Genomic DNA, 15,830 nt, shown 5'->3' with positions numbered 1-15,830 from the left:
TTGCACAGTGTAATTATCCATTACTCATAATCATATCTAATCTGTGTCTGGCTCCCTACCCTTCTTAAGACCTATTTAAGAACATTCATTCCTATTTATTCTATCATCTTCATCCTTTAATAGATAATAATGTAAAATTAAATTTATGTGATTGCTAACATAAAAAAAACGTCTATCAACGTACTTTCTCAGTAGACAGACCGCATGTAGCGGAAGTTTTTCTTGCGAGATAAGGATGCTAAGCCTTGGAAGTTTATACTTTCTTATCTCTAAAAAAAAGAGCCGGCATCACCGGCTCTTCAGAAATCGATATCATCCATTAGTCTTTTCTTACTTGATACCGTCCCGTTCTAACCTCAAGAATATAGTCCTCAGGGGAAGGCATGCCGGATTCCAAGGCATCCTGTACGGCTTGTTCAATAGGGTATGGCACGCGAATAAATTGAATGTTGAAAGGAGCAGGATCTTCGCTATCATAGATCCCCTCCAAAATGGCATAGGAGGCGTCAGGCATTTCAAGGGGGTTGCCGACGCTGCCGGTATTAAACAGCGTTCTCCCGTCCAGATGCTGGTGATACGCATTATGAATATCCCCGTAACCGGCGACATCCGCGATTCTTGGGTCCCCGCACAGCGCGGAACTGTGAAACAAGGTTTCCCGCTGCTCCTGATCATCCCAGGGCTGTATCCGCTCGTACACGCTGCGGGGCGAAGCATGAAACAACCGGATCCATTTACCGCTCATCATGAACTCAAGAATATACGGAAGATCGGCAAGATATTGAAGCCTCTCGCTTCCGAGTCTATGCTGATGCCATTGGAGGACCGGATTGTCGGTTTCCTTACCTATAAAGTCATCCCAGTTCCCCTTGATGACTTGCTGGCAATGGGTTCTCACCATATCAACCGCGATATCTCCGTGCGGGCCTTTGCCAATCAAGTCACCCAGGCAATAAATGGTTTCGATTCCGCGCTGTTTGATATCCTTCAGAACGGCCTCCAGGGCAGGGATGTTTCCGTGTATGTCGGAGATCAATGCAATTTGCGTCAATGAACCCGCCTCCAAACTTCGTTTATTTCAGATTACTGTGGTTGTAGTTTAGTGAATCCCGTAATTCATCATATGCGTCTCGAAGCCAAGGATGGACAACTTTCAGCGATTCACGCCGTTTCCATAAGTATTGTATATATTCAAATGAGGCATGATCCAACGAGATTTGCAACTGCTCCGTAATCTCCTTTAAATATGGGGGAGTCCCCTTCTGATCCCACTCGATCTTGTCAGCGACGAACAATACCTTGTCTAACAAAGATGCCTTGGCTCTCAACGTTGTATGGCAGCCAACCGCATTTAAAATTTCCTGTTCTGTAATCTTGAACATATTCTCGGCCATGTATGCTGATATTTTCTGATGTATGATCATCGGAAATTGCTCTTCTTCAGGCAATACATCCAACCCGATCTCGCGGGATACCTGAATGCGGACGTGATTTGGAAAAACGGCGCTAATATCATGAAGATACCCGGCATATTCAGCAGCGGTCGGATCGGCACCATAGAGAACAGCAATTCTGCGGGCTTCCTCCCCCACTTTCAGTACATGCTCTGCTGTCTGTGGACATTGGTGTTTCAGCAGAAAGCTGGCCACGTCATTCCTAAGATTCCCGGTGAGCTTGTGACCCCCAAGCTCACGGTAGGAACGGATCATCAATCGACGGTTACGCGGGTCATTCACTCTTTTCACCTCACCTAATCCCCTTGAATTTACCAATCTAGCACTTCATTTTCCATACAATATTCACTTATACTGAGAATAGTTTGAAGCTATTATACATGAAAGTCAAAGAAAGGAGGTCATCCGATTCCATGCATCGTCGGCTGGGTATTAGAGCACGCGATGCGTATATCCACAGCAACGGCAATACATAACGCACATTGGAAGGAGGCAATTATACACTGGAACGAGCCCAAAGGATTCTATTAAAAAGCAGCCCGGAGGCTGCTTCATTCAATGGAATTAGTTAGGGTGATCCGAAAGCGTACCGTTTGTCCATTTATTATTCCTTAATATGGAATGTTTCGATTTTTAGTCTAATGTTTATAAAGGTAATCATATATTTTTACTCACGCAAGCTTGGTAACTGAATAAGATTTAAAGCATCACCGACTTCACCACGTTAGGAGGCTGACGATAGTGAATACACGCAGGATGGTTAGCTTGGGGTTACTGATTCTTGTTATGCTCATCAGCGGTTGCGCTGGAAATGTTTCCACCGAAAAGACGAAAACGCTTACACTCTGGTATTGGAACCGAAGCCTGGACGATGAGCTGATTAAATCCGTTGAACAGGAGTTTCCGGGGATCCGAATCGATGCGCAAAAAATCGGTGGCGACTTCAAATCGAAGTTAAAAACAACGCTAGCGGCCGGTTCCGGAGGACCGGACATCGTCGCTTTTAACGACTGGGTGGCAGAGCTGTTTACGAGTTCGGATCGTTTCTACGATCTGTATGAGCTGGGCGCAAAGGACATTGAGCCGGATTTCCTGGATTGGAAATGGAAGCTAGGCGTTACGCCCGAAGGCACCATGATTGCCCTGCCAATCGATACAGGGCCAACGGCTCTTTACTACAGGGCCGATTTGTTCGGGGAAGCCGGGCTGCCGACCGAACCGGAAGAGGTCCATGCGCAGCTTGGCACCTGGGATGAATACTTTGAAGCCGGGCAGAAGCTGCAGGAGCATTTTGATCAAAAAGTAAAAATGCTCGACAACATCACCAACATTTACACGCAAATGAATGCTCAGTCTGAACGCATATATTTTGCCGAGGACAATACGTTTATCGGCGAAACTCCCGAGTCCTCCATGAAGACGGCGTGGGATACGGCGGTGAAGGCTTCCCAGATGAAGCTAAGCGCCAACGTCAATACGTCCTCCTCCGAATGGAATGCCGCCATGAACAATGGACGGGTCGCTTCCTTTGTGGGTGCGGTGTGGATGAAGGAAATCTTGATGCAGGCAGCGCCGGATACCAGCGGCAAGTGGAGAGTAGCACGCGCCCCTGGCGGGGACGGCAACAATGGCGGCTCCTTCCTGGCCATTATGAAAACGAGTAAATATCCGCAAGAAGCATTTGAAGTGATGAAATATATTCAGAGTCCGGAAAATCAGGTTCAATCCTTCAAGAAGATCAACCTCTTCCCTTCCGCCAAAGACGCGCTGGATGCCCCCGTGATGAAGGAACCCGAGGAATTTTTCGGGAATCAGGCAACGGGCGAGGTGTTCTCGGAATCTGCGCGTAACGTCAAACCTGCTTATTTCGGCGGTAAATTCGCTAATGTAAACGGCATTGTCAATCGAGAGCTGTCATCCGTTGCGCTCCAGGGCAAGAATCCTGATAAAGCCTGGGAAGACGCGCTGGCCAGAGTCAAAAAAGAACTGCTGCGCTAACCCGGATCCGTTTTCGGTTCTTACCTGTATGTTTCTCGATGGCTATAAGTACTTAAATACCAACCGATTGAGGAGGTTACAGTACGATGGATAATCCAATGCTGAATCATACGCCCGCGGAACAGAAGCCTGTTCCTAAGCATCCGAAATCACAAGACAGACTGTCCGCACAGATATGGAAACACCGCAAAGAATATTTGGCGATTTCCCCTTTTTACATTCTATTTGCCATATTCGGGCTCTTCCCGATCGGCTTCTCGATGTTCCTGTCCTTTCAGAAATGGGACGGCATCGGCGAGATGACCTTTAACGGGCTGGGCAACTACCAATTCATGCTCACCGATCCGGAATTCTGGAGAGCTGTCGGCAACACGCTGCTCATCTGGATCTACTCCACCATACCGATGCTCTTTATCGCGCTGGTTGTTGCCTTCCTGCTTAACGCATCGTTTGTCCGATTCCGCACATTCTTCCGAATCGGTTATTTCCTGCCGAACGTTACCTCACTCGTAGCGGTTGCCATCGTGTTCGGTACCGTATTCTCAAACAATTACGGCCTGCTCAACTATATTCTGTCCTTGCTCGGCCTGAACTCTATCGAGTGGTTGAATAAAACATGGGGCATACAGCTCGCCATTTCGGTCATGGTCATATGGAGATGGGCAGGGTATAACGCCATTATCTATCTTGCCGGGCTGCAGAGCATCCCGACCGTCCTGTACGAAGCCGCCAAGATCGACGGCGCCTCCGGCATACAATCCTTTTTCAAGATCACCATTCCCAATCTAAGGCCCATCATACTCTTCACGGTTATTACTTCGACCATCGGCGGCATGCAGATCTTTACCGAACCGCAGGTGCTTGTCGGCAACGATGGCGGTGTCAGCGGCGGCGGTATGACCATCGTCCTCTACCTATACCGTGAAGCCTTCGTGAATAACTATTTCGGATATGGCGCTGCCGTCGGCTGGGGAATGTTCCTGCTCATTGCACTCTTCTCCATCGTGAACTGGAAAATGGTGCAGGGCAGTCCTTCCAATGACTGAAATGGGGGTGAATCGTATGTTCAAATGGAAATCCATATTCCTTCACATCGGGTTAATCGCCGGACTGCTGCTGTCGATTTTCCCCTTCTATTGGCTGCTTGTAATGGCAACGCGCACCACTTCGGATATTTACAGCTTTCCTCCGAAACTATGGTTCGGTCCACACTTGCTCGATAACGTGTCGAGGGTGCTGAGCAGCATCGATTTTTTCGGCGCCTTCTGGAATACCCTGTTCGTAGCTTCCGCTTGTACACTGTTAGTCTTATTCTTTGATTCCCTGGCCGGATTCACGTTCGCTAAATTCCAATTCCCGGGCAAAAAATGGCTGTTTGTGCTGCTGCTAGCTACCATGATGGCGCCTGCCCAGTTGTCCCTGGTGCCCTCGTTTGTCATTATGGTAGAGTTCGGATGGGTAGGAACTTATAAAGCGTTGATCATTCCGGGAATGGTAAACGCCTTCGGGATCTTCTGGATCAGGCAATATGCGCAGGAGTCGGTACCCTCGGAGCTGCTCGATGCCGGCAAAATCGACGGCTGCGGTTTCTTCCGCCTCTACTGGAATATATCGCTGCCGATTCTGCGTCCCGCCCTCTCGTTCCTGGCCGCCTTCACGTTCATCGGCGTTTGGAATGACTACCTGTGGCCGCTTATTATTCTAAATGATGAGAACAAATTCACCTTACAGGTTGCGCTCTCCTCATTGAACGGAATATATACGACCGACTATTCGATGGTTATTGCCGGTACGCTGCTCGCCGTCATTCCGCTGATCGTTATGTTCCTGTTCATCAGCAAGCAATTCATTTCCGATATTGCAGCAGGTGCCATTAAGAGTTAACCATCAGGGGGTGCCCCAAAAGATCCTGGATCTGGCGGGATGCCCTCTTTTTCTCTTAAGAGCAACCGACTGAAACGCAAGAAATGGCGGTGCAAGGATAATATCCTGAGCACCGCCATGTTTTCATAGAACATAGCTTTCAAACTGACGAACCATCAGTCCCATGAGCCATCTGCTTGTGGGACAAATCTTTGATATGTTGACCCCAGATCATGCCACCGAACTGTAAACGCTACGGCACCATCACCAGCTTTTCATTTTCCGGAGTTTCTCCCTCTTCTTCTGAATCAACCATGGCCTCCCTCTTTAACTCCGCTGTTTCATCCAACTTTTTACGGCCCATTAACGTTGCTGCTGCAAGCGCTAATGCTGCAGGAACAATTGCCCAGGCAAATGTAACCGCAATAGAGGAAGCGAGGGTGTCCGAGATCGGTTTGAGCAGTTCTGATGGAATCAGAGACCTCGTCTCCGGCGCCAATAAAATGTGGGGATCCTTCAGATCGAATCCTTCAGGAAGACCACTGGTGTTCATTCCTCCCGGTGACAGGGATCCGGTGAAGAAGCGGCTCTGTATTAACCCGAACACCGTTATTCCAATGGTCATTCCAAGCGATCGCGTGAAGTTGAAAGTCGAACTCGCCATCCCGCGCTGTTTATAGGATAAGCCATGCATGACGGCCGTACCCAGCACGGAGAACGATCCGCCGATGCCAAGCCCGATCAGCACCATATATAGGGTTACGATGAACCTGCTGGATTCCGACGTAAGCGTCGATGCGAGCACCATCCCTCCCGTGAACAGGACAAGCGTCGGGATCATGATGTTGCGATACGATATTTTACTCATCAGAAAGCCGCTCACCGTAGCCGTGATGACGGAGCCCACCATCATGGGCAGCAGGACGAGCCCCGAGTTCGTTGCGCTTCCGCCGAGTACGCCTTGAATGAAGATCGGAATATACACGGAAGCCACGATGAACGATCCTCCGCTAAATAAACCGCACAGCACACTGGATGTATAGAGTTTATTCTTGAACAAACGAAACGAGATTATCGGTTCCTCCGCCCTTCTCTCCGCAAGCACGAAGAGAACCAGCATGACAAACGCCATAGCAAACAATGCCAGAATGATCCAGGAATTCCACGCCAACTGCTTGCCGCCAAGCTCTAAAGCAAACATGAAACAGATGACACCCGTCAGGAGCGTAGCGGCTCCCATCCAATCAATCGGCTGCTTGGAACGTTCATGCGATTCCTTATAAAACAGCGTAACCATCATGAAAGCCGCGATGCCGATTGGCAAATTAATATAGAATATCCACTGCCATGTAATATGATCCGTAATATACGCACCTGCGAGCGGTCCGAATATGCTGGATAATCCGAACACGGCTCCGAATAACCCGGTGAGCTTACCCCGCTTTTCAAGGGGAACCGTATCGAACATTATAGCGAATGCAATCGGGATGAGCGCACCGCCGCCGATACCTTGCACAGCACGATATAACGCCAGTTCTGTAATGGAGTTCGCCGTACCGCACAGCACGGAACCCAGCATAAATACAATCATCCCGAATACAAAGAACTTCTTGCGACCGTACATGTCGGACAGCTTTCCGAAGATCGGCATTCCCGCAAGCTCGGCGACCATGTAAGCGGAGGTCACCCATACGAAATGATCAAGCCCTCCGAGCTCCCCGACGATATTCCCCATTGCGGTCGCTACGATGGTATTGTCCATGGAGGCCATTAATATGCCGAGCAGCAGGCCGGCAAGCACGATGGGTAATTTGTTCGTTGATTGTGTCTTCAAGTTCTCATACACTCCTTCTAAGTAAGTTTCTTTCATTACTGTTGTCATTGTAATTCAGAAAATATGACAGGTGACTGTCACACTTTTTGCCCTACTTCTCTTTTTTTTCGACTATATAAATAAAGCCCAGACACTTTCAACCCACATACCTGGTAGCGTATAATCTGGGTATCCAACTCATGCAAGGAACAAGGAGGTTCATGTGGAATGAAGATCAGTGAATTATCGCAAATCAGCCAGGTCAGTGCACGCTCCATCCGGCATTATGAACAAAAAGGCCTGCTTGAAGCCGACAGGCTTGATAATGATTACCGTCATTTCGACACATCGGCCATCGAACGGGTTAAGATGATTCAATTGTATTTGAAACTGGGTTTAACGACGGATCAAATCAGAGCTTTATTCAAAGGTGAGGTCACTTCTCCAGATGATTACGAGTATTGCGAGGAAATGCTGTCCATTTACCAAGAGAAGTTAAGTCATGTGGATGGTCAGATCGCAGCTCTCCATGAGTTGAAAAGACTGCTTGAAAGGCAAATTTCCCTTACGCTAAAGAAAAAGAATCAGGTCCCTGTCTGACAACATCCGCAGCCCCGAGTGTCATCATGCTCGGGGCCGTTCATTTCAAGGATTAGATCCGTTATCTGCATTCCTACTTAACATGTTAAAATAAAGTGTACATCTGAAATGGAGGAAATCTACATATGGACAATTTCGAGAAAAATCTGGAGAAATACGCGGAGCTGGTCGTTAAGGTTGGCGTAAACGTTCAACCGGGCCAAGTGCTGATCGTCAATGCTCCAATCGAAACCGTAGAATTGACACGCCACATCGTGGCCAAGGCGTACGATGCAGGCGCGAAATATGTGCAAGTCGACTGGGATGATGAGCGAATCACCCGCATTCGCTACGAGAAAGCACCCGATGACTCTTTCGGTTATTATCCGCAGTGGCAGGCTGACGCCATGCAGCAGCTGGCTGAAGGTGGAGGAGCCATTCTGCGCATTAAGGTTCCGGATCCGGAGCTGTTCCGCGGCATTGATTCGGCCAAAGTATCTACAGCCGTGAAAGCCGCTGCCGTAGCTAACGAGAAATACCAGGTTTATGTGCGCAACAATAAAATCAGCTGGTCGCTCATTAAAGCCCCTACCCGTGCCTGGGCCGATAAGGTATTCGGGGATCTTCCCGAAGAGGATCGGATTCAAGCGATGTGGGATGCGGTATTCCAGATGAATCGGGTGGGTAGCGAAGATCCGGTTGCCGCTTGGCGGGATCATATTGCTCAGCTGAAGCAACGCCAGAATCACATGAATGCCAAACGCTATAAGAGTTTCCACTATCGTGCGCCGGGAACGGATCTGCGCGTGGACATGCCAGAGGGGTATCTCTGGCTCGGCGGCGGTGACGAGAATGAAGCCGGCGTATATTTCGTGGCCAACATGCCGACCGAAGAAATCTACACGATGCCGCACCGTACAGGCGTGAACGGGACCGTAACCAGTACGCTTCCGCTTAATTTGAACGGTCGCCTGGTGGAAGGCATGAAGCTCACGTTCAAGGACGGCAAGGTTGTCGAATATGAAGCCGAATCCGGACGGGAGCATCTTACAACACTGCTGGAAACGGACGAAGGTGCCTCTTATCTAGGAGAAATGGCACTCGTACCGCATGACTCGCCAATCTCCCAGCTGAACCGCGTCTTCTATAACACCGGTATCGATGAGAATGCATCGTGCCACTTTGCCCTGGGAAGCGCCTATCCTGTCAATATCGAGGGCGGTACCAAGATGAACAAAGAAGAACTGCTCGCTCGCGGAGCCAATGTCAGTCTGACGCATGTTGACTTCATGATTGGTTCGGCTGAGCTGGACATTGACGGCATGCTGGCTGACGGCACGATTGAACCTGTATTTCGCGGCGGACGATGGGTTTAAATTCACTCTGAACAAGTTCAGAAACGCATCTGAATAGTTAGGACAAAGCCCTGCGGGAAATCGCAGGGCTTTCTAATGTTCATCACTCGTACATACTGGATTATGCAGACTTCAAAAGGAATTGCCAATACCGATTTTTTTACTTTACTTATTTTGGAAGCGCTTTTATAATTTAATATAACATAAATCATTTCACATAACTATGAATCAATATCATAAAAGGTTGGAGGTGATCCGAGGAAAGATAAACGCGGCACAGTTTAGCAATGCTCATGTCATAATAAAGGGAAGAGGATGATGATGAAGCAAAAAGGGAAATGGCTTGCCACGCTTTTACTTGCCATTAGTTTATGCACGGCAGGCGCGCAATCCGCTTTCGGTGCATTCTGGAACCTGAGCGGCGATATCGTGGTACATGATCCAACGATCATTAAGGAAGGGAACACATGGTACACCTTCTCTACCGGTCAGGGCATCCAACTGCTGAAATCGACCAACGGAACGAACTGGACCAGATCGAACCAGGTGTTTGCTTCCCCGTTGTCCTGGTGGAAAAACTATGTGCCAAACCAAAGCACCAACGATCTATGGGCGCCAGATATCGAATATTTCAATGGCCGCTACTGGCTCTATTACTCGATCTCCTCCTTCGGCTCCAACACATCCGCTATCGGTCTGGCTTCTACGACCAGCATCTCATCCGGCAATTGGCGAGATGACGGTCTAGTCACGCGTACGACCTCCTCCAATAACTACAATGCAATTGATCCGACGCTGACAATCGACAAGGACGGCAATCCGTGGCTGGCTTACGGCTCGTTCTGGAGCGGACTCAAGCTGACAAAGCTTGATGCGAGCACCATGAAACCGACCGGAACCTTGTATTCCATTGCCTCACGCCCGAACAACGGGGGGGCCATTGAAGCGCCAACCATCGTTTATAGAAACGGATATTATTATCTGTTCGCCTCTTTCGATTCCTGCTGCCAAGGTGTAAACAGCACCTACAAAATCGCCTACGGCCGTTCCTCCAGCATAACAGGTCCATACGTGGATAAGAACGGCACCAGTATGATGAATGGCGGCGGCACGATTATGGACAGTGGAAATGCAGTGTGGAAAGGTCCCGGACATCAGGATGTCTATAATAACCTCTTGATTAGACATGCGTATGACGCAACCGACAATGGCACGCCAAAACTGCTCATCAACGATTTAAACTGGGATTCCCAGGGCTGGCCAACTTATTGAGGATGCATACCTTTAAAGCGTATCCTTCCATCCGCACCACGCGCGGCTCCCAGCGCGCCTTGTTTGGCGTTACATGACGGTGGTCAACCATGAAGGCTTCAACTCCAAAAAGGCTGACACTAAAGCGATCGCTCTAGTGTCAGCCTCTTATTTGTTCTTAAATCTTATTGTTATTCTCCATGCTCCAGCATCCGCAGAATCATCATGACCGCTTCCGCACGGGTAGCAGATTCCCGAGGAGCAAACCGGTTACCCGAACGGCCATTCACGATGCCGGCCTCGGCCGCGGCTGCGATTTCCCTCTCCGCCCAAGCCGGAACGGCTTGCTGATCACGGAATTCCGTTGCTGTTGCTGGTAAGGCAAGGCCCAGATAACGAGTGATCATGACCGCCATTTCAGAACGGTTGACGGATTGATTCGGTCTGAATGAGCCGTCTTGATATCCCTTCACAATACCTTCGGATACGGCCCATTGAATCGCTTCAAGCGCCCAGGATCCGATCAGGGAACTGTCTTTGAAATTCAGCTTCCCAGCTTCCCCTTGTCCATCCAGTGCTTTGGCCATCATCACCATAAATTCTGCTCGCGTTACCTTACGGTCCGGTTTAAAGGTTTGATCCGGATAGCCGCCAACGATACCAAGCTGAACCGCTTCCTCTATCACCGACGTAGCCCAATGTCCAGCGATGTCTGTTAACATCACCGGTTTTGGCTCCGGCTTCGGTTCTTCGGTCCCCGGCTTCGCCTTACGGTGAATGGTTATCTGGTAGGTTCGGGTCGTACCGTTCTCCGCCCGAATTACCAGCTTCAACAGGTTAGCCCCTTCCTTCAGCGCAATTACCTGATCCTTCTTCAGGGGTTCTTCTCCCAGAAGGATTGTTGCCTTGCTATGCGCCGCATCAACACGGAGCTGGACGGAATCGGCTTCCGTCTCAAGTCGGTACTCTGTCGTGTTCTCATGGAATGCAGGGGTTAATTCAGCTGCTTTGCCGCCGATGATCAATTCAAGTCCTTTTAAACGGTTGTCTCCAGATAATACATGGCCTCCAGAGGATCCCGATCCCGATTCTGATCCCGATGATGGAGGATTCTCCGGTGAAGGTACAACCGAAGCGTTATAGGCACGAATCGCAGCTTGCAGAGCGTTGATCGCATCCTGTACTTCCTTGGCAGTTGCATGATCCTGTTGCGCTATGGCGCTGGCGCTTTCAATGGCGGCACGGAGTGCTGACCTTGCTCCGGCCGGATACTGCCCCGGCGATGTGCCTTCCCGTGTTTCGTCAAGCCTTTGCTGTGCCGATGCAATCAATCCGATTAACTCGCTCTTGTCAACTGCTGCTGCCGGTGTTGTGACCGAGTTATGAAGTCCGGCGCTCTCTCCCGCAGCATTATAGGCTTTTACGGTAAAATGATATCGGGTGTCCGGCTCCAAACCGGTGGCGGTATGTGAATACACATCATTTGTCACGGTAACCACCGGTTCACTCCGCCCTTTCAGATATACACGATATCCATCCACGCCATCATCTGCGGTTGCTTCCGGCCAGCTCATGGATACGCCGTTTGATGTGATGTCCGAAAATTCAAGCTTCCCGGCTGTCCACACAGGTGCACCCGGAATTTCTACGGCTTGAGTGATGACCGTTAAAATCTCACTCGGAGCCGATTCTGTGCCTTGCTTATCCACGGCGGTAACTTTGAATTCATACAGCGTGTCCGGGGTCAGCCCAGTCGCTTCATATACGCTATCCGTGACAGTTGCCACGCGCTCCCCGTCCTGATACACATTATAGTTCACAACTTGTTGGTCCGGACCCTTCGCGGGATCCCAACCGATTTGAACCGTTGACGATGTCACATTCAGTGCTTTCAGGTTGGTCGGAGCATCAAGCTTCCCGCCATCTGTCGTGAAGGTCCACACATCCGAAAGGGTTTTCCCTCCGAATTTGTCTTTTGCGACGACATACCAGGCATAGGTGCCATCGGAATGAAGTCCTGCCCACGGCTGAGTAACCTCCGTGCCGCTAGCCACGTTCTGCGGTGTACCGATGGGTGCTCCTCTTAGATGATTTACTTGGATCGAATCCGTTGCTACTCGCTTTAATTTCGGTTCAAGATCCAGATTCATCTTGAACTCATCCGATCCATTTGTATAATAATTGTACTTATCCAGGTAAGGAGAATACGTATTCACGTAAATCTGCTTGCTATCCTTATCAAAATGCAGCAGTCTCAAGTAACCACTCCCGCCATCGGCATGTCCTTGATAGTCTGCCAGCATCTGATACACGGTTCTGTCCGCAGTACCGTCACCATTATCATCCAATTCATTTTTAAGCAGACTGGCTCCCGTGTAATGGCCGCTCAGAACGGCTACCACGTTCGGATTCGGGACAACAACTTCCTTGTATAATTTGTTGCCTATTCCGGAGCGAGTTCCGTTCGCGAGCATATAATCATGAAAATTCAGGAATGCGATACGGTCAGGATACTCTGCGAGAACCTCGTTCATCCACTTGATATCCTGATCTTCGACGCCCCATCCCATATACATCATGATGAAGTCGTTTCCTTCTACGGAGACAAGATCGTAGTGCCCGCGATTGTCCTTGTAGGAACCTCCGTAATATGGCTGATTCTTATAACGGTCCTCCCCGAAGTATTGACTGTAGGTCGTGTAATCCCAATCATAACTTCCCACATCATGATTCCCGGCAAGCACGCCGTGCGGAAGATTTGCATCCTCCAGCATCTTCATGTAATCATCGGCACGTTTCCATTGATACTCAGCTGTTGGATCGTTCACGATGTCACCGGTATGGAACAAATATTTGATGTTCATATCGTCGATGGAATCGACAATCCAGTTGAATTGCTTCTGCTGGATATGCGGGTACAGCTCCGTTAAGAATTGGGTATCCGATACCCATACAAACGTGTAATCATAATCCCCACGGGAAGGGATTTCATCCTGTACGATGACATCCACTTTGCTGTTCAGTACGTAGTCTGCTGCCGTCAGTTCGCCTCGAAGCGTAAAATCATCTTCAGACTGCGCAATATGTTTGGTGATCTCCGTCCACTTGTTCAGATTGTGGTTCCAGGCATACATCGTGACCTTGCGGCCCGAAACAGTGTGTCCTTCCCAAGTCACTTCAACGCTGTCACCCGGCTCCACGGCATGCTCCAGCTCTACCTCAAACCGGATATAAGGGAACTGGGACGTGGAATCCACCGTGACATATTGATCGTTGGATTCAGCTACCAGCTTCAATTCCTCTTCAGTCAGCGCGGTTTCGCCCGCCGGGAACCTATCCTTAGGGGGCTCTTCATCCGAGGCGTTCTTGGATAATTTTACCCGATCGCCGCTTAATGCATGATACGGATATGCCTGATGGAAGGAGACCTCAAGCTCGTCATCCGATGGATCGCTGACTTGGACCTTAAGCTCAGGCGATAACCCGGTTCCGCTCTCCATATCTGCTGGTGAGATCAATACTGGGGCATTCGGATGCACCGGTGAAGTGTTAAACGTAACCGTACGTTCCGAGATGTTGCCGATCTTGTCCACTGCGCGGATTTCCAGCTTATGATCACCTGGATCAAGCTCGGAAGATGAAGTATCATACGGCACCTGGATGGCTTGACCATCTAGCAGGACCTCCACCTGTTCTACGCCGGATACGCTATCCTGTACAGTCACATCAATGGGAATGCTTCCCTTATAGCTTTTGCCTTCTTCAACCGTCACGTTAATTTCGGGTCCATTGTTATCTACCTGAATGTTGGCAAAGGCTTCAGACTTACCCTTTACATGCAGATCAACCTTGTGCTGCCCGTCTGTTACCGACGTGGTATCCCATGCGTAAGACAGGGCTTTTACTTTTTCGGCAGGAATATCGAATTGAAACGCAACAAAAGGCAGAAACCGCCCATCGTCACCAAGGTCGTGGATAAGCGCAGGATCTTTAAATTGCGGATCCCGGATTTCTGTCCCATCTCCTAACAGCAGCCGTACGTTGCGGGCATTAAAGTCATCCATATTGCCCGTCGGCTTGTCATCCTCGAAATAGGTTTTCTCGTTATCGCCGGCCCGAAGGGTAATTTCGTTTGTGCCGCTTGTCAGCCATTGCGGTTGGATTGGGACAGCGATCGTTTGATAGCCGTCAATGTTCGCCTCGGTCTTGAACAGAACATCCTTGCCGATGGTTACCGTGTTGATCCCATCGTCAATACCATCGCCTTCAAAAACAAAATAAGCGGAATGCTCCATAACAAGTGTGCCTTGAACCGGCTGCCCGTCGATATGAAGCTCAAGATCGGCAGGTTCTACCCCATCCGCTGCCCCCCGAATATACGTTATCCCGGTGACTGTCTGTTGATCGTCAACATTCAGTCTGGCGCTGGCACCATTCCCCGTAAGATCGACTTCGTATTTGGGACTTTCTACTTCCTTAAAGGTGTTGGACACTGTGAAAAAGTACTCTAGATTGGTGTGTCCCAGCAGTTCCAGATAAGAAATCGTATGGCTGAGGCCTTGCTCCCCATCCTGAAGCTGTACAACCTTGTAATCGTTCTGTCCATCGACACGATAAGATAGCGCGAGTGAGGTAACCATACGATCATCATGCGCTTCTGCGGTAATCTCCAGATTTTCGCCCGGCTCCACATTCGTCGTTGTCGTCCGGTTGGCAACGGTCGGCTCCTTGGTCACGTCGATATGTACCGGCTCCGCAGGCACCTCGGAATGCTGCAGCGAACCCGGCGTAGCCTTATGCTCCAACTGGGAAATTCGCTGCATCTTCAGGCTGCCATCCTCCGGATACTTATAGAAGATTCCCTGATCAGAGCCGTTATGAACATCTCCGTCATTGTAAAATGCGGACACGATCGGATTGCCCGTGTTTGTCACAACCACGAGCTCCCGCATGCGTGAATTGGACATGCCGCCTGAGAATATTTTGACAACATCGGTGTTTTCAATCAGGTTCGTGCCGTAATTTTTATTAAAATCAGCAATCGTGGATTTGCTGTTCTGAGCGTTAATGATCCAGAACACCAGCGTGCCTCTGGATGGAATCATCACCTCATCGGGAACATGAGCCCAAAGGGTATCACTCTCCAAGTAACGATAACGAATTTTGTAATGGCTGAAATCGATGTCTTGATCGGTATTGTTGTATACTTCAATAAATTCATATCCGTCGGCGGTTCCTACATTCGTAGAATCAGGAACAAGCTCGGTGATCAGCAGTTCAGGCACATTGTTCAGCGCAGTGGATGACTGGGCTGAAGCCTGTCCTGCGAAACCGGTAAACGAGGCCGACAACACGATACAGAGAATCAAGAAGCAGGATATACATCGATTCAGGACGATCTTAGACAATGGAAAACCTCCTAGAAATGATTTTTTGAACAATCAATTCAGTTTCCCAATTCTCCAGGTCTCCATGGGATCTCCAAATTTTAATTAAAGCGTTTTCAATATTAAATCC

The 15,830-nt window shown here is 49.3% G+C and carries 10 protein-coding genes; 6 read left to right on the top strand and 4 right to left on the bottom strand.

The window, feature by feature from the left end; genetic code table 11:
• Positions 1-319: 319 nt before the first annotated feature.
• On the bottom strand, positions 320-1,051 hold the full coding sequence (locus ACETK5_RS08530) for a metallophosphoesterase family protein (protein ID WP_394055086.1): 732 nt from the start codon (positions 1,049-1,051) through the stop codon (positions 320-322).
• A 22-nt stretch (positions 1,052-1,073) separates the two neighbouring features.
• Entirely contained in the window at positions 1,074-1,709 is a 636-nt protein-coding gene (yqeK, locus tag ACETK5_RS08525) for a bis(5'-nucleosyl)-tetraphosphatase (symmetrical) YqeK (RefSeq protein ID WP_394057363.1), read from the bottom strand.
• A 486-nt stretch (positions 1,710-2,195) separates the two neighbouring features.
• Here yqeK and ACETK5_RS08520 point away from each other — a divergent pair, with 486 nt between their 5' ends.
• From ACETK5_RS08520 to ACETK5_RS08510, 3 genes are all read left to right on the top strand, one after another.
• A complete protein-coding gene (locus ACETK5_RS08520) occupies positions 2,196-3,452 on the top strand; it encodes an ABC transporter substrate-binding protein (RefSeq protein WP_100537778.1) in 1,257 nt (418 codons plus the stop codon).
• Between the two features lie 86 nt (positions 3,453-3,538).
• Complete coding sequence (locus ACETK5_RS08515; RefSeq protein ID WP_100537779.1) at positions 3,539-4,498, top strand: carbohydrate ABC transporter permease; 960 nt, start codon at positions 3,539-3,541, stop codon at positions 4,496-4,498.
• Between the two features lie 16 nt (positions 4,499-4,514).
• Positions 4,515-5,336 (top strand): carbohydrate ABC transporter permease, encoded by an 822-nt coding sequence (locus tag ACETK5_RS08510; RefSeq protein ID WP_394055084.1) that lies wholly within the window; start codon positions 4,515-4,517, stop codon positions 5,334-5,336.
• Between the two features lie 232 nt (positions 5,337-5,568).
• On the opposite strand, the gene ACETK5_RS08505 is transcribed toward ACETK5_RS08510, so the two are convergent.
• Positions 5,569-7,149, bottom strand: coding sequence for an MDR family MFS transporter (locus tag ACETK5_RS08505; protein WP_100537781.1), 1,581 nt, complete (start codon positions 7,147-7,149; stop codon positions 5,569-5,571).
• 207 nt (positions 7,150-7,356) lie between these two features.
• On the opposite strand from ACETK5_RS08505, the gene ACETK5_RS08500 reads away from it, so the two are divergent.
• The 3 genes from ACETK5_RS08500 to ACETK5_RS08490 all read left to right on the top strand — a co-directional run bounded on the left by ACETK5_RS08500 (position 7,357) and on the right by ACETK5_RS08490 (position 10,334).
• Complete coding sequence (locus tag ACETK5_RS08500) at positions 7,357-7,728, top strand: MerR family transcriptional regulator (RefSeq protein ID WP_100537782.1); 372 nt, start codon at positions 7,357-7,359, stop codon at positions 7,726-7,728.
• A gap of 125 nt (positions 7,729-7,853) precedes the next feature.
• Positions 7,854-9,083: an aminopeptidase gene (locus ACETK5_RS08495; RefSeq protein WP_394055082.1), complete on the top strand. Its 1,230-nt coding sequence runs from the start codon at positions 7,854-7,856 to the stop codon at positions 9,081-9,083.
• A 297-nt stretch (positions 9,084-9,380) separates the two neighbouring features.
• The gene (locus tag ACETK5_RS08490) at positions 9,381-10,334 is read left to right on the top strand and encodes a glycoside hydrolase family 43 protein (RefSeq protein ID WP_394055080.1); all 954 of its coding nucleotides are present in this window, start codon (positions 9,381-9,383) and stop codon (positions 10,332-10,334) included.
• A 170-nt stretch (positions 10,335-10,504) separates the two neighbouring features.
• Here the strand turns inward: ACETK5_RS08490 and ACETK5_RS08485 are convergent, their stop codons facing one another.
• Entirely contained in the window at positions 10,505-15,721 is a 5,217-nt protein-coding gene (locus tag ACETK5_RS08485) for an S-layer homology domain-containing protein (protein WP_394055078.1), read from the bottom strand.
• Positions 15,722-15,830: the final 109 nt, after the last annotated feature.

It is taken from the genome of Paenibacillus ilasis, from assembly GCF_043195395.1.
Classification (GTDB): Bacteria; Bacillota; Bacilli; order Paenibacillales; family Paenibacillaceae; genus Paenibacillus_AQ; species Paenibacillus_AQ lautus.
This window is presented reverse-complemented; position numbering and strand designations above follow the sequence as displayed.